Origin of the sequence: Xanthobacter pollutisoli, from assembly GCF_040044995.1 — a bacterium.
In the GTDB taxonomy this organism is placed as follows: domain Bacteria; phylum Pseudomonadota; class Alphaproteobacteria; order Rhizobiales; family Xanthobacteraceae; genus Xanthobacter.
Genome location: NZ_JBDZDP010000002.1, coordinates 250,443 through 269,523, shown reverse-complemented (window position 1 = coordinate 269,523; position 19,081 = coordinate 250,443). Strand labels below are relative to the sequence as shown.

Genomic DNA, 19,081 nt, shown 5'->3' with positions numbered 1-19,081 from the left:
AGAAATTCATTGTCACTGAAATTCGCCGCGCTATGCTGCGCACATGAAGCTCGCGGAATGGCTCACGGCGACGGGAACGAAGCGTAGCGCCTTTGCAAAGCAGGTGGGGCTCTCCCCCGCCAGCGTCACGGCCCTATGCAACGATGACCGCGCCTGGATTTCCCGCGAGAGCGCCGAGAGGATCGCGGAGGCCACCGGACATCAGGTGACCCCGAACGATTTCCTCGGTCTTCCCGCGCCCGTGATCCGAGGTTTGCCCGTGACCGATTCCAGCCAGTCCCGCGTCCAGTCCGCCATCGAAGCCTTTGCGCGGGGGGAGATCGTCGTCGTGACCGACGATGATGATCGGGAGAATGAGGGCGACCTCATCGTCGCCGCCTCCCTCGCGACGCCCGAAAAGATGGCCTTCATCATCCGCAACACCTCGGGCATCGTTTGCACTCCCCTGCCCCCGTCCGAGGCGAAGCGGCTGCGGCTTGATCCCATGGTGTCGAACAACGACGCCCCCATGGGCACCGCCTTCACCATCTCCATCGACGTGCGGCACGGCACCACCACCGGCATTTCGGCGGAGGAGCGGACCAATACGGTGCGGGCCCTCGCCAATCCCAATATGGGCGCGGCGGACTTCGTGCGGCCCGGACACGTGTTCCCGCTGATCGCCAAGGAGGGCGGGGTGCTCATGCGGTCCGGCCACACCGAGGCGGCGGTGGATCTATGCCGACTCTCCGGCCTGCCGCCGGTGGGCGTCATCGCCGAGCTGGTGAACGACGACGGCACCGTGCAGCGGGGGCCGCAGGTTACCGCCTTCGCGGACAAGCATAATCTGGTGCGGATCTCGGTCGCCGACCTCATCGCCTACCGCCAGGCGCGCGAGAAGCTGGTGACGCGGGCGGCGGAATTTCCCGTCCCCACCTGCGTCGGCGAATTGCAGGGCTACTCCTTCGTGACCCCCTTCGACCCGGTGAACCACCTCGCCCTGGTCAAGGGGCGCATCGGGGACGGCGAGAAAGTGTTGGTGCGCCTGCATCGGGCCGATCCCATCGCTGACGCCTTCACCGGGGGCAAGATCATCCAGAAGACGCTGGAGCGCATCGATGCGGAGGGCCGGGGGGTGCTGGTCTATCTGCGCGATGGGACCGCCGGCGTTCCGCCCGTCGCCATGGGGACGGGTCAGGAGAAGAGCCCGAGCGAGCTGGAGCGTGACCGGCACTGGCGCGAGGTCGGCCTCGGCGCCCAGATTCTCAAGGACTTGGGCATCGTCTCGATTCGTTTGCTCGCCTCCAAGGCCCGCACCTATGTGGGTCTGGCCGGCTTCGGCATCGAGATTGTGGATACCGAGTCCCTCGACCACTGAGCGTATGCCTGAAATTTGTGCACCGCACCTCGGCCTAACCGTTTGCGACAGAACGACGACGGATTGCCGGTGCGGTTCACCCCACGCGAATGCAACGGTTCCGCCGCAAATCGTGAGTTAAAAAGAGGCGGCTAATCTCTTCTCCCGCCCGATGGAAGGTGTCAGCATCCCTGGGACGTGATGCCGCGCCTTTCCAGTCGGGAGGGAGACCATGTTCCTGTCGCGTCGCCTTGGGTCCGCCGCCCACCTCCGGCTTTTTTCAGTGGGACTGATCGCCGCCGCCCTCGCCTTCGGCCCATCGGCCGCTCCCGCCCAGGCGGGCGCCGCCGGAAAGGTGCCGGTGGATGTGGAGCTGGTGCTTGCGGTGGACATCTCCTACTCCATGGACACCGAGGAGCTCGCCCTCCAGCGCGAGGGCTATGCCGCCGCCATCGTCTCCAAGGAATTCCTCGACGCGCTCAAGCTCGGGCCCAACGGCCAGATCGCGATCGAATATGTGGAATGGGCGGGCGAGGGCGAGCAGAAGGTGGTGGTGGAGTGGCGGATCATCGACGGTCCCGAGAGCGCCAAGGCGTTTTCTGACGCGGTGCTCGGCGCCCCCATCCGCCGGGTCTACCGCACCTCCATCTCCAGCGCCCTCCTGTTCGCGGCCGACCAGTTCGATCTCAACGGCTTCAAGGGCCTGCGCCGGGTCATCGACGTGTCGGGCGACGGGGTGAACAACCAGGGCCCGCCCGTGGCCCTCGCCCGCGACGCGGTGGTGCAGCGGGGCATTACCGTCAACGGCCTGCCGTTGCTGATGAAGCGCTCCTCCACCTCGGCCCTCGATGTGCCGGAGCTTGATGTCTATTACGAGGATTGCGTCATCGGCGGGCCGGGCGCCTTCGTCATTCCGGTCCAGCGGATGGAGGAATTCTCCCGCGCCATCAAGACCAAGCTGGTGCTGGAAGTGGCCGGTGTCGTGCCCCAGCCGCAGCCTCAGACAGGGCTGATCCGTTACGCGGCGGCGAGCCAGCCGCGTATCTCCTGCACCATCGGCGAGAAGATCTGGATGGACCACTGGGCGAACTGAGCCCGCGGCGCCTCAGCCCACCGCCGTCAGCGGCACGGACCTGAGCGCCGCAAGGTCGCGGGCGCCGGTGACGAAGCAGGCGATCTTCAGTTGCGCCGCCATGCGCTCGAAATGCGCCACCACGGCCTCGGTCGAGGTCACGGCCGCCTCCAGGGTCGCCGCCGCCTGCCCGACGAGATCGGCGCCGAGACGGATGGCCTTGGCCGCATCCACCCCGTCGCGGATGCCGCCCGAGGCGATGAGAGGCGTATCCGGCAGCGCCCTCCTCACCTCCACCAGCGCCTCGGCCGTTGGGATACCCCAGCCGGCGAAGGCGGCGGCCAGCGCCCGCGTGCGGCCATCCCCGCGCGCACCCTCCACCAGCGCCCAATTGGTGCCCCCTGCCCCCGCCACGTCCAATGCGGCGACACCGCACTCCACCAGTTGGCGGGCGACGGCGGCGGAGAGACCGAATCCCACCTCCTTCACCACCACCGGCACGTTCAGCTCGGCGCAGAGGCCGGCGATGGCGTCGCGCACGCCGCGCCAATCGCGGTCGCCGCCCTCCTGGATCGCCTCCTGCAGGGGATTGAGATGGATGACGAGGGCATCAGCCCCGATCATCCCGACGGCGCGGCGGGCGGCATCGCGGCCGTTGGGGGCAAGGAGCTGGGCCGCGCCGAGATTGGCGAACAGCAGCACGTCCGGCGCGCGCCGGCGCAGCCCGGACCCGAGGCCGGCCGCCGCCCCGTTCTCGATGGCGATGCGCTGGGAGCCGACGCCGAGGGCGATCCCCAAAGCCTGCGCCGCCTCAGCGAGATGGGCGTTGATGGCCTCGGAGCGCTCCGGCCCGCCGGTCATGGCCGAGATCAGCAGCGGTGCGGCAAGCCGGCGTCCGAGCAGCCGGGTGGAGAGGTCCACATGGTCGAGGTTCAGCTCGGGCAGCGCGCAGTGGACGAGGCGCCAGCGATCGAAGCCCGCATCGACGCGGGAGGCCACACGGTCCCCCGCCAGAACGATGGCAATATGATCTTCCTTGCGCCGCCCGGCTTCCGGGTCGTTGGCCTTGTCGGCCGCTTTTTCGCTCATGCCCGCCGCCGGCTCCGGCCGGATGCCGCGGCGAGGACGCCACACGCCGGCAAAATCTGCTGCGCCCGCAGGGGCGCACTCTGGCATCCTTCTGTAAGGGGTGATCTAACGTCGTTCAAGGCAACGTAATTGTGGTTGAGGGGACTGCCGCCCCAAAGAGCAACAAGCAGGAAGGCGGGCGTAATGGGGCAGAAGGGCGGACGGGACCGACGGACCGATGCGCAGGCATCAGGCCCGCTGGATGGGTTGCGGCCGGCCCAGCAGGGCGCCCTTACCGTGGCCCTGGCCGTGGTCGAGCCCCAGCCCCACACCCCGCCGCACGCGCCCTCCCCGCCTCAGCCGCTGGCGGGGCCGGACGATGCGGCCGCCCCAGCCTTCCCGCCGCGCTCCCGCGACCTGTCCTACCTGCGGGCGGTGATCGACCGGCGGCTCGGCCTTCTGGTGCCGCCCGCCGCCTCCCACCCCGCGGTGCTCCACGCCGCCATGCGGCACATCCTGCTCGCCCCCGGCAAGCGGCTGCGGCCGCTGCTCGCCATGGCCGCGGCCATCCAGCTGGATGCCTCCGAACACGCTGCCCTCGACTTCGGTTGCGCGCTCGAGATGATCCATGCCTCCTCGCTGATCGTCGACGATCTGCCCTGCATGGACGACGCGCTGGTGCGGCGCTCCCAGCCCACCACCCACGTGCAGTACGGCGAGGACGTGGCCGTGCTGGCCTCGATCGCCTTGCTCTCGCGGGCGCTCGGAGTGGCAGCCGCGGCGCCGGGCGTGAGCGAGCGCGTGCGTCTCGATGCAGTGTCGATTCTCTCCATGGCGGTCGGCTCGCTGGGCCTGTGCGGCGGCCAGTATGACGACCTGCGCCCGAGCGCCGGCCGCAGCCTCGCCGCCACCGAGGACGTCAACCGCCGCAAGACCGGCGTGCTGTTCTCGGCCGCCGTGGACATCGCCGGCCAGGTGGCGGGCGCCGACGACACCCAGCTCGGTCACCTGCGGGCGCTCGCCGGCCATGTGGGCCGCGCGTACCAGATCCTCGACGATATCCTGGATGCCTCCTCCACCGCCGCGGCGCTGGGCAAGGACGTGGGCAAGGACGCCCACAAGGCCACGGTGATCGCCTCCCTGGGCGCGCCCCGTGCACGCAAACTGCTGACCGAGCATCTGGCCGGCGCACTGGCGGCCTCGCGGGAGCTCGGCCCCAGCAAGGAGGGCGAGGAGCCCCTGCGGGACTTCATGACCGCGGCCTTCGGCGAATTGATGGGGCCGCTGGCGCCGTGAGCGCCGCCGCCCAGCCGTCCGCCGACCAGGACTTCGCGGGCGCACCGCCCCTCGCCATCACCGGGCTTCATGCTGGCTACGGCCCACGCCGGGTGCTCCATGGCATCGACCTCACCGTACCGGTGGGCTCGGTCATCGCCCTCGTCGGCCCGAACGGCGCCGGCAAGAGCACCTTGGTGCGCGCCGTCTGCGGCCGCCTCGCGCCCAGCGCCGGCGCGGTGACGGTCTGCGGCGATCCCGCGGCCGCGGGCGCAGCCCGGGCCCGCATCGGCCTCGCGCCGCAGGAAATTGCCCTGTACCGGCCGCTTACGATTGCCGAGAACCTTGCCGTCTTCGCCCGCCTCGCCGGAGTTGCGTGGCGCGAAGTGCCCGCCTGCATCGACCGCGTCATGGCACGCACCGGCATAACGGCACGGCGGGACGAGCGCATCGAGCGCCTCTCCGGCGGCTGGCAGCGCCGCGCCAACGTCGCCGCCGCCCTGGTCGGCAGCCCCCGCCTGCTGGTGCTGGACGAACCCACGGTGGGGGTCGATGCCCCGGCCCGCGCCGATCTGGCCGATCTGGTCCGCAGCCTTGCCGGCGATGGGCTGGGCATCCTCCTCATCACCCACGACTTCGCCTTCGCCGAGGCGGTGGCTGAGCGGGTCGCCATCCTCGCCGGCGGGCGCATCGCGCTGGAAGGCCCCCTGGCCGAACTGGTGGCGCAGCATTTCCCCGGCCAGCGCCGGGTGGAGGTGACCTTCGCCGCCCCGCCCGATTCCGCCGGCCGGCGGGTGTTGGCGGACCACGGCCTCGCGGGCGGTGTTGATCCCGCCGCCTTCAGCGGCGTCGTGGCCGACACGCCGGAAGGCGCCGGCGGGCTCATCGCCGCGCTGAAGGGCTCCGGGCTGGTGCCGCGCACCATCGTGTTCGAGGCCGCCGGCCTCGATGCGCTCTATGCGGCGGTGACGCGGGAGCCGCGTCCATGACGGCGGCCATCGTGCGCGCCATGGCACTCTCGCTGCTGCGGGACCGCGGCGCGCTGGCCATGACCTTCCTTCTGCCGCCCGTGCTGTTCGTGCTGTTCGCGGCGGTGTTCGCCGGCACCGGCGGCGAGGTCTCGGTCATAAAGGTAGCCGCGGCGCGGGCCACCGATGCGGCCTCGGCCGAGGTCTTCCTTGCTGCCCTTCACGGGGCGCCCGACATCGTGCTCGAACGGGTCGAGCCGGCGGCGGTGGAGGCCCGGGTCTCCGGCGGCGCGGCGGACGTGGGCCTCGTGGTGCGCGGCGACGTGGCGGCGCCCACCGACAAGCCGCCGCTTCTCCTGGTGACCGATCCAGCCCGCAACGTCGCGGCGGCGCTCCTCGCCGCCCGCATTCAGCGGGTGCTGTCGCAGGACCTGCCGGGCCTCGCCCTGCGGCGGGTCGCGGGGCAGATCGAGGTGCTGGTGGGGCCCTTCAGCGCCGAACAGAAATCGCGGCTCGAACAGTCGGTCGCCCGCGCCCCAGAGCTGGTGGCGAGCGGCGGCGCCGAGCTGATGGAGCGACAGCCCCTGCCGCAGCGCCGGGCCGAGCCGGGCGTAAGCTATTATGCCGGGGCCATCGCCATGCTGTTCCTGCTGTTCTCGGCCGTGCAGGGCGCCGGGAGCCTGGTGGACGAGCGCCGCTCCGGCGTGCTCGACCGTATCGTGATGGCACGCGGCGGCGTGCTGGCGCTGGTGGCAGGCAAGCTCATCTTCCTGATCCTCCAGGGTTTGGCCCTTTGCGCCGTGCTGTTCGCCGTGGCGCAGGCGGTCTATGGGGTGCACGTCCTCCCCCATCTCGGACCTTTCATCGCGGTGGCGCTGGCCGCCTCTGCGGCGGCGGCCGGCGTCGCCCTGCCCCTTGCGGCGGTGGCGCACACCCGCCAGCAGGCGCAGACGCTCTCCACCTTCGCCGTGCTCCTGCTCTCCGCCGTGGGCGGCAGCATGGTGCCGCGCTTCCTGATGCCGCAATGGCTCCAGCAATTGGGAGTGGTCACCCCCACCGCCTGGGGCATCGACGCCTTCCAGGGCGCCCTGTGGCGGGGCGAAGGGATGGACACCCTGGCCGTGCCTCTCGCCGTGCTCGCGGGCTTCGCCCTCGCCGGCACCGCCGTCACCCTGTGGATCATCCGCCGGCAGGTGCGGCTCGCCTGAAGGTCGCGTCTTCTTGACGCGAGCGGCTTTCCACTTGGGCGGAAAACCCTCTAGAACGCCGTCATGGCGCTTCTCGACCTTGCCAATCCGGTCCGCTTCCTCAGCTTCTCCGCCCGGCTCCTGCCCTGGATCGCCGGTGCGGCCTTGGCGGTGCTGGCGGTCGGCTTCTTCCTCGCCTTCCGCGCGCCGGCCGACTACCAGCAGGGCGAGACGGTGCGGATCATGTACATCCACGTGCCGTTCGCCTGGCTCGGCCTGTTCGGCTATTCCCTGATGGCGGCCTCCTCCATCGGCATCCTGGTCTGGCGCCATCCGCTGGCGGACGTAGCGCACAAGGCCGCCGCGCCGGTGGGCGCCACCTTCACCCTGCTCTGCCTCGTCACCGGGGCTCTTTGGGGCCGGCCCATGTGGGGCACCTATTGGGTGTGGGACGCCCGCCTCACCTCCATGCTGGTGCTATTGCTGCTCTATCTCGGCCTCATGGCGCTGCGCGCCGCCATCGACGATCCCAACCGCGCCGGCCGCGCCGCCGCGGTGCTGACCCTCGTGGGCTTCATCAATGTGCCCATCGTGAAGTTCTCGGTGGACTGGTGGAATACGCTGCACCAGCCGGCCTCGGTCTTCCGCATGGGCGGATCCACCATCGACCCGAGCCTGCTGTGGCCGCTGATGACCTGCGCCATCGGCTTCACGCTGCTGTTCGTGGCGCTCCACATGCTGGGCATGCGCACCGAGATCCTGCGCCGCCGGGTGCAGGCGCTCGAGGCGCGCGCCGCCGCCGAAGCCATGGCGTGAGCTTAGCGTCATGAGCCATTTCACCTTCATCGCCGCCTCCTACGGCGCCGCTCTGGTCGGCCTCGGCCTCCTCGCCGGCTGGCTCTTCGCCGACTATCTCAGCCAGCGCCGGGCACTCGCCGAGCTGGAGGCGCGCGGCATCTCCCGCCGCCGCACGCGTCCCGGGACGGAGGATGCGCCATGACGATGCCGGACAGCCCCGCCCCCCGCCCGAAGCGGCGGGTCTGGCTGGTGGCGCTGCCTTTGGTGGTGTTCCTCGCCGTCGCCGGCCTGTTCTTCTCGCGGCTGGAGACCGGGGGCGATCCCTCCCGCATCCCCTCCGCGCTGGTGGGCAAGCCCGCCCCCACGGCCAGCCTCCCGCCCCTCGACGGCCTGAAGGGCGCAGGCGGGGCGCCGGTGCCGGGCATCGACCTTGCCGCCCTCGCGGGCAAGCCGGCGCTGGTGAACGTGTGGGCCTCCTGGTGCGGGCCGTGCCGCGACGAGCATCCCATCCTGATGCAGCTCGCCAAGGACCCGCGCTTCAGCCTTGTGGGCATCAACTACAAGGACGCGCCGGAGAATGCCCGCCGCTTCCTCGGCCAGTATGGCCTGCCCTACCAGGCGGTGGGGGTCGATCCCAAGGGCCGGGCGGCCATCGACTGGGGCGTCTATGGCGTGCCGGAGACCTTCGTGCTGGCGAAGGACGGCACCATCGTGCACAAATTCGTCGGTCCGCTGACGCCGGACGCCGTCGCGACGACCCTGCTGCCGCTGATGGCGCGCCTCGCCGGCGGCTGAGCGCCCGTCGCGGCGCCGACCGGAGAACCTGATGGCCTTTTCCCCCGAGGAGATCGAGCGCTACGCCCGCCACATCGTGCTGCACGACGTGGGCGGACCCGGCCAGCAGAAGCTGAAGGCGGCGACCGTGCTGGTGGTGGGCGCCGGCGGCCTCGGCGCGCCGGTGCTGCTCTATCTCGCGGCGGCGGGGGTGGGCCGGCTGATCCTCGTCGAGGACGACGTGGTCTCCCTCTCCAACCTGCAAAGGCAGGTCATCCACCGCACCGCCGACATCGGCCGGCCCAAGACCGAGAGCGCGCGCGACGCCATCTCCGCCCTCAATCCCCACGTGGAGCTGGTGACCCACGATGTGCGGCTCGACGCCGGCAATGCGCTCGATCTCGTGGCCCAGGCGGATGTGGTGGTGGACGGCTCGGACAATTTCGCCACCCGCTATCTCGTCTCGGATGCCTGCGTGCTGGCGCGAAAAGTGCTTGTGACGGCGGCGCTCGGCGCGTTCGATGCCACCATCACCACCATCCGCGCCCATGAGAGCGGCCCGGACGGCACGCCCAATCCCACCTACCGCTGCCTGTTTCCCGAGCCGCCGCCAGCCGGCATGGTGCCCGCCTGCGCCGAGGCGGGGGTGCTCGGTGCCCTCGCCGGCCTTGCCGGCTCGCTGGCGGCACTGGAGGCGATCCGCGCCATCGTCGGGTTCGGCGAGGGGCTGGTGGGGCGCCTCCTGATGATCGACGCGCGCTCCATGCGGTTCGAGACGCTGAGCTACGGCTGGGACCCGGACAACCCGCTCACCGGCGAGGACCGGCGCATCACCGACCTCTCCGCCCACGCCCGCAGCGCGGCCTGAGCGGATGGCGCGCGCCTGCGTCTACACCTGCCTCGCGGGCGGCTATGAGGCGCTGAACGAGCAGCCGGTTGCGGCGCAATCGAATCTCGATTTTCTCTGCTTCACAGACGACCCGAGCCTCGCCAGCCAGAGCTGGCGCATCATGCCCATGGAGCTCGCGCTGCCGCTCGATCCGGTGCGCAGCCAGCGCATCGTCAAGCTCTCGCCGCACGAGCTTCTGCCGGGCTACGACGTGTCGCTCTACATCGACAATGCGGTGATCCTGACGGCGCCACCGGAGGAGATCATCGCCCGCCACCTGCCGTCGAGTGCCCGTGCCGCTGTGCCGGGCCACAGCTTCCGCGCCAGCATCAAGGACGAGTTCCTGGAGATCCTGCGGCTCGGCTTCGACGACGCGGGCCGCATCCTGGAGCAGCTCAACCACTATCAGCTCACCGCGCCGGAGGTGCTGGCAGACGTCCCCTTCTGGTCGGCGGTGATGATCCGCCGCCACCATGATCCGGTGGTCATCGCCGCCATGCGGACGTGGCTGACCCAGGTCCTGCGCTACTCCCGGCGCGATCAGGTCTCGGGCACCTACGCCTTCCGCCGGGCCGGGCTGACGCCGGAACGGATCGAGATCGACAACGCGGTTTCCTGGTTCCACCGCTGGCCCGTGGCGCCGGAACGCGACCGCTCGGCTTTGCCTTTCGCCCCCGTCCTCGCCCAGCTGCCCGCAGCGCTTCTGGTGGAGGAATGGATGCAGGCGCGCCGCGCCGGGGAATCGCGCATCGCCGCTCTGGAACACGCCTTGCGGCAGGCTGAGGCGGATCTTGAGCATCTGCGGGCCGCCGAGCACGCCCGGGCGATTGCAGGGGATTCGCCGCCAGCTCCGGAGCCGGACAGCGAAATGGCGGCACGCCCGCCGGACGAGCCGAATGCGGGCGGCGTGCATCTTGGGGCAGACGCCGCAGCCCCCCGGCGCGCCAGCGCGCTGAAGAGGCTGGCGCGTGCCTTCGGCAAAGGCCGAAGGCACTCATAGAACGCGAGACGCGCGACCGGCCCGCCCATGGCGCGTGGTCGCGCTACGCCTCACAGCATGGCCGGCAGCACCCGGTCCGGCGGACGGTGGCCGTCCATGAAGGTCTTGATGTTGACGATGACCTTCTCGCCCATGTCCACGCGCCCTTCCAGGGTGGCGGAGCCGAGATGGGGCAGCAGCACCACCTTGCCCTGGCGGGCGAGGCGCACCAGCTTCGGGTTCACCGCGGGCTCGTGCTCGAACACGTCGAGGCCGGCGCCGGCGATCTCGCCCGCTTCCAGAAGGCGGGTCAGGGCGTTCTCGTCGATCACCTCGCCGCGGGCGGTGTTCACCACATAGGCGTCGGGCTTCAGCAGCTTGAGGCGGCGCGCCGAGAGCAGGTGGTAGGTCGCCGGCGTGTGCGGGCAGTTCACGGACACGATGTCCATGCGCGCCAGCATCTGGTCGAGGCTGTCCCAATAGGTGGCGTCCAGCATCTCCTCGATGCCGGAATTGAGGCGACGACGGTTGTGATAGTGGATCTGCAGACCGAACGCCTTGGCGCGCCGCGCCACGGCCTGACCGATGCGGCCCATGCCGATGATGCCGAGGCGCTTGCCCCAGATCCGGCGACCGAGCATCCAGGTCGGCGACCAGCCGGCCCACTCTTCCTTGTCGGCGATCATCACCTGGGCGCCTTCGGCGAGCCGGCGGGGCACCGAGAGAATGAGCGCCATGGTCATGTCGGCGGTGTCCTCGGTGAGAACGCCGGGTGTGTTGGTGACGGTGATGCCCCGCGTCAGCGCGCTGGCGACGTCGATGTGATCGACGCCGTTGGAGAAAGAGGCGATCAGTCGCAGGTTCTCGCCGGCCTGGGAGAGAACCGACGTATCGATGCGGTCGGTCACGGTCGGAACGAGCACGTCCGCCGTCTTCACGGCTTCCACGAGCGCGGCCTGGTCCATGGGCACGTCGTCGATATTGAGTTGCGCGTCGAACAACTCGCGCATGCGCGTCTCGACCGAGTCGGGCAGCTTGCGCGTGACGACGACGAGGGGCTTGCGACGCACCATCGTTACTCCCCATTCCCCATTTCTTAACGGTTCTGGTCCCGTCTATCAGACAGGCGGGGAAACACAAGGCGCGCCGAGACGCAGGCCTTGACGTGCCCGCCGCGGCGGCGCACTCCCCCCGAAAGTTCCGCTGCGATGCGAAAGGACGAGCCCATCATGCCCACGATGCGACCTCATCTGATGCGAAGCCTGAGCGCCCGCGCAAGCGCGGCCGTGGTGCTGGCGGTGATGGTGATCGGGGGCAGCGGCGCGCCGGTCTCGGCAGCGGAGAACGGCGGCTCGGGCCTGCCGGTGCCGCGCTTCGTCTCGCTCAAGGCCGACAAGGTGAATGTGCGCAACGGCCCCAACAAGGACCACGACGTGTCGTGGGTGTTCAACCGCGCTGGCCTGCCGGTGGAGGTGACCGCCGAGTTCGAGACCTGGCGGCGCATCCGCGACGCCGACGGCGCCGAGGGCTGGGTCTACCACTCCATGCTGTCCTTGCGCCGCACTGCCCTCGTGGCGCCCTGGCTGAAGGGTGAGACCGTGCCCCTGCGCGACGGTCCCACCGGCGAGGCCAAGGTGGTGGCCAAGCTGGAGCCGAGCGTGCTCGCCGTGGTCAAATCCTGCGACGGCAAGTTCTGCCGCCTGTCCGGCGACGGCTTTGACGGCTTCGTTCAGCAGAACCAGCTGTTCGGCGTCTATCCCGACGAGAAGGTGGAGTAGGCGGCGTCTGCCCCCTGCTCCATCCGCGTCAGCCCTGGATTTCCGGCGTGTGCAGCACCAGGCCGTCCAGCGCCGCCGTCAGCTTGATCTGGCAGGAAAGGCGGGAATTGGGACGCACGTCGGTGGCAAAATCCAGCATGCCTTCCTCCATCTCGGAGGGCTCGCCGACCTTGTCGGCCCAGGCTTCGTCCACATAGACGTGGCAGGTGGCGCAGGCGCAGGCGCCGCCGCATTCGGCGACGATGCCGGGCACGCCGTTGCGCACCGCCGTTTCCATGGCGGTCGCGCCCTCGGGGCCCTCGACGTTGTAGACGGCACCGGTATGCTCGATGAAGGTGATGGCAACCATGGGACTGTCGCTTGCTCGGCTTCCGCCGGGACCGGCGGTGGCTGTGGGGTGACGGAACGTGGCTCCTGCCTATAAACGCTCGCGCTGCACCGCACCAGCACCGGCGCACCGCGCGGTTCGCAGCGCCACAGGAACGCCGGCGCAGCTCCGATACGGCCAAGGTCAAGCCGCGTTAACGATATCTTCATAAATGTGGCACGCCCGGTTCAAACCTTGCGGCGGTATGTCTAGGATAAGAAACGGTAAACCATCTTCGTCCGGCCGGTCCGGATGAGGAGGCATGTGTACTGGTATCGGCGCACTGGCGACGGCGACGTCCCGTGCCAGCACCGTCGACGGCAGAGGCGAGAACGAGATGAAGAACCCGAAGAAGATCCAGGATCCGACCGAGGCGGCTCTGTCGGCCATCCAGGAGGCTCTGACGCTCGAACTCGACAATGCCGAAGCCAATGCGGCCGCGAAATCGGCGGAAGCACCCTACGCGCCCGACCGGGGCGCGCCGGAGCGGCCCGCCGGCGACCGTCCCCTCTCCGCCGGCCCGCGCGAGGGTCGGCCCATCAATCGCCGGGCCCGCCCGCCGGAGGGCGAGATGCGCCCCGAAGGTCGCCGGGAGGCCCAGCCGCGTCCCCGCGCCGAAGCCGAGCGCCGCGCCGCCAACGACGACCGCCAGACCATCGGCCAGCTCCTCGGCCAGCTGCAGAAGAAGCCGCCGGTGACGCCCTATTACTGGGCGGCGGGCGCCTCGCTCATCTGGATCGTGGTCGGCATCGCCTTCGCCTTCGCCTATCACCGCGCCCTGATGGCCTCCTCCAGCGGCCTCCAGTCCCTCACCGACTCCCCGGCGCTGCTCGGCATCTTCGCCGGCATCCTTCTGCCGCCGCTCGGCTTCTTCGGCATGGCGAGCGTGCTGCGCCGCTCCCTGGAGCTCCAGGGCATCGCCCGGTCCATGACCGAGGTGGCCCTGCGCCTGGCCCAGCCGGAATCCATCGCCACCGAGAACGTGGTCACCGTCGGCCAGGCGGTGCGCCGCGAGGTAGCGGCCATGGGCGACGGCATCGACCGCGCCATCTCCCGCGCCAGCGAGCTGGAGGCCATGGTGCGCGCGGAGGTGTCCATCCTCGAGCGCGCCTATGAGGAGAACGAGGTGCGCATCCGCACCCTCATCGACGACCTCCAGACCGAGCGCCACAACATCCAGATCGAGACCGAGCGCCTGCGCGAGGGCATCGTGAATGCCGAGGTGGTGCTCTCCAACGAGGTGAAGGACGTCGCCTCGCGCATCCACGGCACCATGATGGAGGCCAGCGAGCAGGTCACCGAGATCCTCGGCCAGAAGGGCGAGCACATCACCGCCGCCCTCGCCCGCGTCGGCGACAGCATGATCGACAGCCTCACCGCCAAGGGCGGCGAGCTCATCGACCGCCTCCAGCTCACCGGCTCGGACATCCGCCAGGACCTCTCCGAATCCGGCGACCTGCTGGTCAACACCCTGAAGACGCGCACCGACGACCTCGCCACCAACCTGCTGTCCACCACCTCCGACGTGGCCCAGCTGATCGACCGCTGGGGCGAGGACATCACCGTCAACATCGACCGGCTCAAGCAGGGCATCGGCGACACCCTCACCGAGAACGCCAACCGCTTCGCCGACGACATCGACGTGCAGGTGGCGCAGGTCAATTCCGCCTTCCGCGCCACCAGCGAAACCGCGGTGCTGGAATTCTCCACCCGCGGCGGCGAGCTGGTGAAGAAGCTGGAAGAGACCGGCGAGCGCGTGGCCGAGACCCTGTCGGTGCGCGGCACCGACCTCGCCGACCGCATCGAGGCCACCGGCAACCGCATCTACGACGCCGTCGCGGTGCGCGGCGAGGATCTCCAGCAGCGCCTCTCGGAGACCGGCGAGCGCATCACCACCTCCCTCGACCGCTCCAGCAACCATGTGGTCACCGCGCTGGTGGACAAGAGCAACGAGATCGCCGCCTCCCTCAGCGGCGCCGGCGAGGACATGACCGAGCGCCTGTCGCGCGTCGCCACCGACATGACCCAGGCCATCGGCGCCCGTGGCTCCAAGGTGACGGAAGCCTTCCGCGAGACCGCCGACATCCTGGTGGCCACCATCGGCACCAAGGGCGACGCCATCAAGGAGATGCTCACCGCCCGCCTGAAGGCGATGGAGGAGACCATTACCGTGCGCGGCGCCGAGCTCGCCGACCGCCTCCAGCACGACGGCGCCAGCCTCGCCCGCACCATGCAGGAAGGCGTGAAGACCTTCGACACCACGGTGAAGGTGCACGCCCCCGAGCTGGTCGACCAGATCACCCACCGCGTCGCGCTGGTGAACGAGAACCTGCGCCTCGCCACGTCCAGCCTGGACGAGCGCCTGTCGGCCACCACCGACAACGTCGCCACCATCATGGACCAGCGCTTCTCGCGCATCGAGCAGACCCTCGACCAGCGCGCCCAGAGCCTCACCGAGACCCTCGCCACCCGCACGGTCAACTTCGCCCGCGCCATCTCCGAGGGCACCAAGAACGCCACCGAATCCCTCGACAAGTCGGTGGAGACGCTGGAGACCTTCTTCGCCACCCGCTCCAAGGCCCTCGGCGACGTGCTCACCGACCGGGCCGAGACGGTCCACCGCAGCATCGGCGTGCGGGCGCAGGAGATCGCCTCGGTGCTGGACGGCCGCGTCCACCGCATCGAGGAGCTGGTGCTCGGCCGCCTCGACGGCGTCGCCACCTCGCTGGAGGTGCGCGGCGGCGCCATCGCCGATGCCCTCGTCGGCCGCATCGAGACCGTCTCCGGCACCCTGCGGGCCGAGGCCGGCGCGGTGGAGCGCTCGCTCACCACCCTGTCGAGCAACGTCAGCCGCACCCTCACCGAGCATTCGGAGAAGGTGGCCGACAGCCTCGGCACCCGCCTCACCGAGATCGCCCACCTCATCGACGACAAGAACGGCACCTTCCTGGCCGCCCTGGAGCGCACCAGCCAGCGGGCCGTGTCGGAGATCACCGCCACCAACACGTCGCTGAAGACCGACGTCGGCGCCATCATCGAGCGCCTGTCCGACGCCAACGCCACCTTCCAGGGCGCCATGTCCTCGGCGGTGTCGAACCTCGACAGCTTTGCCGGCTCTTTCGCCCGGCAGGTGGAAGGCTTCGGCAGCACGGTCTCCGGCATCAGCCGCAGCGCCGATGCCACGGCCGAGCGCTTCCAGGAGCAGATCGGCGCGCTCAAGGAGGTCTCGTCCAACGCGCTGGCGCAGATGGGCGCGCTCTCCGAGCGCCTCGAGGAGAACCGCCGGCTCATGGACGAGGCGGCGCAGACGCTGGCCTCCGCCCACGACCAGGTGGACACCACCCTGGACAGCCGCCGCGCCGCCATGGACCAGCTGGCGCAGTTGCTCGCCCAGCGCGTCGGCGACGTGGAGAGCCGCCTGCTGTCCTTCCACGCCATGCTGGACCAGTCCTTCACCACCACCCAGGACCGGGCGCGCGAGATCTCGGAGGTCATCACCTCCGCCACCTCCGGCTCCACCGCGGCGGTGGAGCAGCAGCTGGCGCTGGTTCGCGCGGCCGCCGACGCCGAGCGCGAGCGCACCGCCCGCACCCTGCGCGAGACCTACGAGGCCGCCCTCAGCGACGTGCAGCGCCTGTTCGGCGAGACCGGCGGCCGCTTCACCGAGGTGGCCGTGGACCTCAAGCGGGTCGCCGAGGACGTGCAGCAGTCCATCACCCTCGCCCGCGAGGAGATGAAGCGCGGCATCCTCGAAATGCCTGCCGAGACCGAGGCGAGCGCCGCCACCATGCGCCGCGCCGTGGCCGAGCAGATCAAGGCGCTGGCCGAGCTCAACGAGATCGTGGCCCGCCAGGGCCAGGCGCTCGACGTGGTGGAGACCACGGCCCGCTCGGCGGCGCTCGAGGCCTCCCGCCCTGCCCGCGAGCCGGTGCGCGAGACGACCCGCGAGGTCGCCTCGGCCCGCAGCCGCGCCGAGGCCCCGCGCGGGGAAGGCGCCAGCCTGCTCCAGTCGGAACTGCGCCGCGCCACGCCGGCCACCCGCCGCCCCGAGCCGGCGGAGCGTCCCGCCCCCCGGCCGGCGCCCCGGACCGAGCCGCGCAGCACTGAACCGCGGCCCGAGACCCGTCAGGAAGCCCGTCCCGAGCCCCGACAGGAGCCCGCCGGCGAGGACCGTGACGGCTGGCTGAGCGACCTTCTCGCCCGCGCCTCCGAGGAGACCGAGGACGAGGCCCCCGCCCCGACCCCGGCCGCCGCGCCGGCGCAGCGCGCCGCCCGCACTCCTGCGGCCCCGCCCAGCGTCGACAATCTCGACGATCTCTCCTCCGACATCGCCCGCATGGTGGAGCACCAGGCGGCGGTGGAGATGTGGGACCGGCACAACAAGGGCGAGGCCCACGTCTTCTCGCGCCGGCTCTACACGGCGCAGGGCCAGCAGGCGTTCGATGCTTTGAAGCGGCGCTACCGTGCCGACGGTGAATTCCGCGAGACGGTGGACCGCTACGTGGCCGAGTTCGAACGGCTGATCGACCAGGTGTCCGGCGACGACCGGGGCAGCGCCCTGGCGCGGACCTATCTCACGTCTGACACGGGCAAGGTCTACACCATGCTCGCCCATGCGGCAGGGCGGCTCGACTGAGTGAGCCGTCCGGGACCGCCGGGGCTGCCCCGGTGCCCGGCGGCATCAAACGACGCGGCCGCGCCCGGCGGCCGGACCATCGTTCAGCGCACGGAGAGCCATCCGCGATGAAGACGTATATCTGCGCCGCCTATGCCGGCGGACAGGGCAAGACCACGCTCGCCCAAATGGTGTTCAGCGCCCTCAGGAAGCGCGACCTCGCCTACAAGCTGGTGGCTGCGGACTTCACCGACGGAACCGGCCATTCCAAGATCGGCAAGTTCTTTCCCACCCGCGTGCTTGAGCTCGGCATCGGCTCGGCGCTGGGCTCCAGCAAGTCGGAGAACGACGCCAACGCGCCCCTGCGCTACTGGGACCGCTTCGGCGGCCTGCTGCTGGCGGGCGGGGCGGTGCTGGACATGGGCGCCAACGTGGTGCCCCAGCTGGTGCAGTGGGCGCACCACCGGCGCGTTTCCTACATCATGCAGCAGCGCAACTCGCCGGAGATCGACCTGCTCGTGGTGACAAAACCCGAAACCCACGCCATCGAGAACGTCTCGACCCTGATCGAGGACGTGGTGGTGGGCGGCGCGCTGCCGGTGGCCAACATCATCGTGGTGGAGAACGAGGTGGGCGGCTCCTTCGCCGGGCAGAGCCTCGCGCGCATCGAGAAGGCCGGCGCCGGGCGCAACCTCACCTTCATCAAGATCCCGCGCTGCTATTCCGAGCTCTGGCCCCATCTGGAGCGCACGTTCACCCCGGTGGAGGATGCCCTCGCGTCCACCGAGACCGACCTCGCCGAGAAGTTCGGCATCGAGATCTGGTCGGCTTATGCCGGCCTCATGGACCTGAAGACCTGGTCCGAAGAGGTCTATGCCGAGCTGAACAAGGCCGGCATCTAAGGCGCCCCGCCGGCGCCTGAAGGAGGCGGGGTGCGCAACCTCATCACCGACGTGCCCGGCCTCCGCGTCGGCAATGCCACCGACCTGCACATCGGCACCGGCGTCACCGTCGTGCTGTGCGAGGAGCCGGCGGTGGCCGCCGTGGACGTGCGCGGCGGTGGGCCGGGCACGCGCGAGACCGACCTCCTCGACCCCGCCGCGACGGTGGAGCGGGTGGACGCCATCGCCCTCTCCGGCGGCTCCGCCTTCGGGCTCGATGCCGCGTCCGGCGTCATGGCGGGGCTGGCGGCGCAGGGGCGTGGCTTCGCCGTGGGCACCGCCCGCGTGCCCATCGTGCCCGGCGCCATCCTGTTCGATCTCCTCAACGGCGGCGACAAGGGCTGGGAGGGGCACCCGCCCTACCTGCGGCTCGGGCGCGACGCGCTCAACGCCGCCGACATCGACTTTGCGCTCGGCTCCGTCGGCGCCGGCACCGGCTGCACCACGGCGACGGTCAAGGGTGGCCTCGGCTCGGCCTCCGCCCTCGCGGCGAGCGGCCACGTGGTGGGCGCCGTGGTGGCGGTCAACGCCGCCGGAAGTCCGCTCTACGGCAACGGACCGCAGCTGCGCGCCGCGCCCTACGAGCGCGACGGGGAGTTCGGCGGGCTCGGACTGCCCACGACCCTCGCCGCCGACGAGGCGGTTCATCCCCACCTGAAGGGTGGCATCGCGCGCTTCGCCACCACCATTGCCGTGGTGGCCACCGATGCGGTGCTGACCCCGGTGCAGGCCCGCCGCTTCGCCATCATGGCGCAGAACGGGCTCGCCTTGTCCCTCTTTCCGGTTCACACCCCCCTCGATGGCGACGTGGTGTTCGCTTTGGCGACCGGACGGCGGCCGCTCGATGTGCCGCTGCCGGATCTCGCGCGGCTCGGCGCCCTCGCTTCTGTGGTGCTGGCGCGGGCGGTGGCGCGCGCGATATTCGCGGCGCGGCGGCTGCCCTTCGCCGACAGCCAGAAGAGCTGGCACGACGTGTTCGGCGGCTGAGACCGCTCCGACGCGCCGCGGATCGCCTTCCGGGCAAAACGTTCTAT

General features: G+C 70.5%; 17 protein-coding genes. 14 read left to right on the top strand and 3 right to left on the bottom strand.

Going from position 1 to position 19,081, the window contains the following annotated elements; all coding sequences use genetic code 11:
- Positions 1-43 precede the first annotated feature (43 nt).
- Both ribB and ABLE93_RS06605 read left to right on the top strand, forming a co-directional pair.
- Positions 44-1,357 carry a 3,4-dihydroxy-2-butanone-4-phosphate synthase gene (ribB, locus tag ABLE93_RS06610; protein ID WP_348838816.1) on the top strand — a complete coding sequence of 438 codons (1,314 nt, stop codon included), beginning with the start codon at positions 44-46 and terminating at the stop codon, positions 1,355-1,357.
- 211 nt (positions 1,358-1,568) lie between these two features.
- Complete coding sequence (locus ABLE93_RS06605; protein WP_348838815.1) at positions 1,569-2,429, top strand: DUF1194 domain-containing protein; 861 nt, start codon at positions 1,569-1,571, stop codon at positions 2,427-2,429.
- Between the two features lie 12 nt (positions 2,430-2,441).
- Here the strand turns inward: ABLE93_RS06605 and fni are convergent, their stop codons facing one another.
- On the bottom strand, positions 2,442-3,497 hold the full coding sequence (fni, locus tag ABLE93_RS06600) for a type 2 isopentenyl-diphosphate Delta-isomerase (protein WP_348838814.1): 1,056 nt from the start codon (positions 3,495-3,497) through the stop codon (positions 2,442-2,444).
- Between the two features lie 183 nt (positions 3,498-3,680).
- On the opposite strand from fni, the gene ABLE93_RS06595 reads away from it, so the two are divergent.
- From ABLE93_RS06595 to ABLE93_RS06560, 8 genes are all read left to right on the top strand, one after another.
- Positions 3,681-4,772, top strand: a complete 1,092-nt coding sequence (locus ABLE93_RS06595) for a polyprenyl synthetase family protein (RefSeq protein ID WP_348838812.1) — start codon at positions 3,681-3,683, stop codon at positions 4,770-4,772.
- Positions 4,769-5,740 carry an ABC transporter ATP-binding protein gene (locus ABLE93_RS06590; protein ID WP_348838810.1) on the top strand — a complete coding sequence of 324 codons (972 nt, stop codon included), beginning with the start codon at positions 4,769-4,771 and terminating at the stop codon, positions 5,738-5,740. The genes ABLE93_RS06595 and ABLE93_RS06590 overlap by 4 nt, the downstream gene beginning before the upstream one ends.
- Positions 5,737-6,927: an ABC transporter permease gene (locus ABLE93_RS06585; RefSeq protein WP_348838809.1), complete on the top strand. Its 1,191-nt coding sequence runs from the start codon at positions 5,737-5,739 to the stop codon at positions 6,925-6,927. Before ABLE93_RS06590 ends, ABLE93_RS06585 begins: the two co-directional genes overlap by 4 nt.
- A gap of 63 nt (positions 6,928-6,990) precedes the next feature.
- Entirely contained in the window at positions 6,991-7,722 is a 732-nt protein-coding gene (locus ABLE93_RS06580; RefSeq protein ID WP_348838808.1) for a heme ABC transporter permease, read from the top strand.
- Between the two features lie 10 nt (positions 7,723-7,732).
- On the top strand, positions 7,733-7,906 hold the full coding sequence (locus tag ABLE93_RS06575) for a heme exporter protein CcmD (RefSeq protein WP_348838807.1): 174 nt from the start codon (positions 7,733-7,735) through the stop codon (positions 7,904-7,906).
- Positions 7,903-8,499, top strand: coding sequence for a DsbE family thiol:disulfide interchange protein (locus tag ABLE93_RS06570; protein ID WP_348838806.1), 597 nt, complete (start codon positions 7,903-7,905; stop codon positions 8,497-8,499). Before ABLE93_RS06575 ends, ABLE93_RS06570 begins: the two co-directional genes overlap by 4 nt.
- Positions 8,500-8,530: 31 nt before the next feature.
- Entirely contained in the window at positions 8,531-9,346 is an 816-nt protein-coding gene (locus tag ABLE93_RS06565; protein WP_348838805.1) for a HesA/MoeB/ThiF family protein, read from the top strand.
- A 4-nt stretch (positions 9,347-9,350) separates the two neighbouring features.
- Positions 9,351-10,367, top strand: a complete 1,017-nt coding sequence (locus ABLE93_RS06560; RefSeq protein ID WP_348838804.1) for a glycosyltransferase domain-containing protein — start codon at positions 9,351-9,353, stop codon at positions 10,365-10,367.
- Between the two features lie 50 nt (positions 10,368-10,417).
- On the opposite strand, the gene ABLE93_RS06555 is transcribed toward ABLE93_RS06560, so the two are convergent.
- Complete coding sequence (locus ABLE93_RS06555) at positions 10,418-11,419, bottom strand: 2-hydroxyacid dehydrogenase (RefSeq protein WP_348838802.1); 1,002 nt, start codon at positions 11,417-11,419, stop codon at positions 10,418-10,420.
- A 156-nt stretch (positions 11,420-11,575) separates the two neighbouring features.
- Here ABLE93_RS06555 and ABLE93_RS06550 point away from each other — a divergent pair, with 156 nt between their 5' ends.
- The gene (locus tag ABLE93_RS06550) at positions 11,576-12,124 is read left to right on the top strand and encodes an SH3 domain-containing protein (protein WP_348838801.1); all 549 of its coding nucleotides are present in this window, start codon (positions 11,576-11,578) and stop codon (positions 12,122-12,124) included.
- 28 nt (positions 12,125-12,152) lie between these two features.
- On the opposite strand, the gene ABLE93_RS06545 is transcribed toward ABLE93_RS06550, so the two are convergent.
- A complete protein-coding gene (locus tag ABLE93_RS06545; protein ID WP_348838799.1) occupies positions 12,153-12,473 on the bottom strand; it encodes a 2Fe-2S iron-sulfur cluster-binding protein in 321 nt (106 codons plus the stop codon).
- 280 nt (positions 12,474-12,753) lie between these two features.
- Here ABLE93_RS06545 and ABLE93_RS06540 point away from each other — a divergent pair, with 280 nt between their 5' ends.
- The 3 genes from ABLE93_RS06540 to ABLE93_RS06530 all read left to right on the top strand — a co-directional run bounded on the left by ABLE93_RS06540 (position 12,754) and on the right by ABLE93_RS06530 (position 19,034).
- The gene (locus ABLE93_RS06540) at positions 12,754-17,127 is read left to right on the top strand and encodes an apolipoprotein A-IV repeat region-like domain-containing protein (RefSeq protein ID WP_348838798.1); all 4,374 of its coding nucleotides are present in this window, start codon (positions 12,754-12,756) and stop codon (positions 17,125-17,127) included.
- Positions 17,128-17,234: 107 nt separating this feature from the next.
- The gene (locus tag ABLE93_RS06535) at positions 17,235-18,008 is read left to right on the top strand and encodes a hypothetical protein (RefSeq protein WP_348838796.1); all 774 of its coding nucleotides are present in this window, start codon (positions 17,235-17,237) and stop codon (positions 18,006-18,008) included.
- A 30-nt stretch (positions 18,009-18,038) separates the two neighbouring features.
- Complete coding sequence (locus ABLE93_RS06530; RefSeq protein ID WP_348838795.1) at positions 18,039-19,034, top strand: P1 family peptidase; 996 nt, start codon at positions 18,039-18,041, stop codon at positions 19,032-19,034.
- Positions 19,035-19,081: the final 47 nt, after the last annotated feature.

Bases quoted from the DNA above. Each gene is read 5' to 3' on its own strand.
- ribB (WP_348838816.1), top strand. From the start codon at position 44: ATGAAGCTCGCGGAATGGCTCACGGCGACGGGAACGAAGCGTAGCGCC.
- ABLE93_RS06605 (WP_348838815.1), top strand. From the start codon at position 1,569: ATGTTCCTGTCGCGTCGCCTTGGGTCCGCCGCCCACCTCCGGCTTTTT.
- fni (WP_348838814.1), bottom strand. From the start codon at position 3,497: ATGAGCGAAAAAGCGGCCGACAAGGCCAACGACCCGGAAGCCGGGCGG.
- ABLE93_RS06595 (WP_348838812.1), top strand. From the start codon at position 3,681: ATGGGGCAGAAGGGCGGACGGGACCGACGGACCGATGCGCAGGCATCA.
- ABLE93_RS06585 (WP_348838809.1), top strand. From the start codon at position 5,737: ATGACGGCGGCCATCGTGCGCGCCATGGCACTCTCGCTGCTGCGGGAC.
- ABLE93_RS06580 (WP_348838808.1), top strand. From the start codon at position 6,991: ATGGCGCTTCTCGACCTTGCCAATCCGGTCCGCTTCCTCAGCTTCTCC.
- ABLE93_RS06575 (WP_348838807.1), top strand. From the start codon at position 7,733: ATGAGCCATTTCACCTTCATCGCCGCCTCCTACGGCGCCGCTCTGGTC.
- ABLE93_RS06570 (WP_348838806.1), top strand. From the start codon at position 7,903: ATGACGATGCCGGACAGCCCCGCCCCCCGCCCGAAGCGGCGGGTCTGG.
- ABLE93_RS06565 (WP_348838805.1), top strand. From the start codon at position 8,531: ATGGCCTTTTCCCCCGAGGAGATCGAGCGCTACGCCCGCCACATCGTG.
- ABLE93_RS06560 (WP_348838804.1), top strand. From the start codon at position 9,351: ATGGCGCGCGCCTGCGTCTACACCTGCCTCGCGGGCGGCTATGAGGCG.
- ABLE93_RS06555 (WP_348838802.1), bottom strand. From the start codon at position 11,419: ATGGTGCGTCGCAAGCCCCTCGTCGTCGTCACGCGCAAGCTGCCCGAC.
- ABLE93_RS06550 (WP_348838801.1), top strand. From the start codon at position 11,576: ATGCCCACGATGCGACCTCATCTGATGCGAAGCCTGAGCGCCCGCGCA.
- ABLE93_RS06545 (WP_348838799.1), bottom strand. From the start codon at position 12,473: ATGGTTGCCATCACCTTCATCGAGCATACCGGTGCCGTCTACAACGTC.
- ABLE93_RS06540 (WP_348838798.1), top strand. From the start codon at position 12,754: ATGTGTACTGGTATCGGCGCACTGGCGACGGCGACGTCCCGTGCCAGC.
- ABLE93_RS06535 (WP_348838796.1), top strand. From the start codon at position 17,235: ATGAAGACGTATATCTGCGCCGCCTATGCCGGCGGACAGGGCAAGACC.